This is a genomic window from Arhodomonas sp. KWT (genome assembly GCF_010993615.1).
Window position 1 is genome coordinate 1 of record NZ_WNXE01000180.1, and the last position, 1,224, is coordinate 1,224.

General features: G+C 71.7%; 1 protein-coding gene. It reads left to right on the top strand.

Features of this window, described 5'->3' with window-relative positions:
- Positions 1-1,224, top strand: a 1,224-nt coding sequence (locus G7A99_RS16140) for an FAD-binding oxidoreductase (RefSeq protein WP_163142029.1), incomplete at both ends; no start/stop codon positions are given.

Genomic DNA, 1,224 nt, shown 5'->3' on the forward strand with positions numbered 1-1,224 from the left:
GCCGTGGCCTTTCCGCAGAGCACCGAGGAGGTCGCCGAGGTGGCCCGCATCTGCCACGCCCACCGTGTGCCGATCATCCCCTACGGCACCGGCACGGCGGTGGAGGGCCATGTGCAGGCCCTGCACGGCGGCGTCGCCGTCGACCTCTCCGGCATGAACCGGGTCCGGCGCGTGTCCACGGACGACATGGACGCCACCGTGGAGGCCGGCGTGACCCGCAAGCAGCTCAACGCGGAGCTGCGCGACACCGGGCTGTTCTTTCCCGTGGACCCGGGGGCGGACGCCTCCATCGGCGGCATGGTCTCCACCCGTGCCTCGGGCACCAATGCCGTGCGCTACGGCACCATGGCGGACAACCTGCTCTCGCTCACCGTGGTGCTGGTCGACGGCCGGGTCGTGCGCACCGGCGGGCGGGCGCGCAAGTCCTCCGCCGGCTACGACCTCACGCACCTGTTCACCGGCGCCGAGGGCACCCTCGGGCTGGTCACCGAGATCACCCTGCGACTGCACGGGCTCCCCGAGGCCACGTCCGCGGCGATCTGCGCCTTCCCCGACGAGGACGCGGCGGTGCGCACCGTGATCGAGACCATCCAGTGCGGCGTGCACATGGCGCGCATGGAGCTCATGGATGCGCTCCAGATGCGCGCGACCAACGCCTACAGCGGCCTGGACTACCCCGAGCGCCCGCACCTTTTCCTGGAGTTCCACGGCAGCGAGTCCGGGGTGCGCGAGCAGGCCGAGCTGGTCCAGGCCCTCGCCGCGGAGAACGGCGGTGCCGACTTCGCCTGGGCGGTCTACGAGGAGGACCGTTCCCGGCTGTGGCAGGCGCGTCACGACGCCTACCCCGCGGCGCTGCAGCTGCGGCCCGGCTGCCGGCCGCTGACCACGGACGTGTGCGTGCCGATCTCGCGGCTCGCCGAGTGCATCCGCGAGACCCGGCGGGACCTGGAGGCACTGCCGATGCCCTCGACCATCCTGGGCCACGTCGGCGACGGCAACTTCCACGTGATCATCCTCTGCGACCCGGACAGCGAGGACGAGCTCGCCCGCGCCAAGGCCGTCAACGAGGGGATCGTCTACCGCGCCCAGGACATGGAGGGCACCTGCACCGGCGAACATGGCATCGGCCAGGGCAAGATCGCGTACCTGCGCCGCGAGCACGGCGAGGGCGTGTCCGTGATGCAGGCGGTCAAGGACGCCCTCGACCCCCTCGGGCTGATGAAT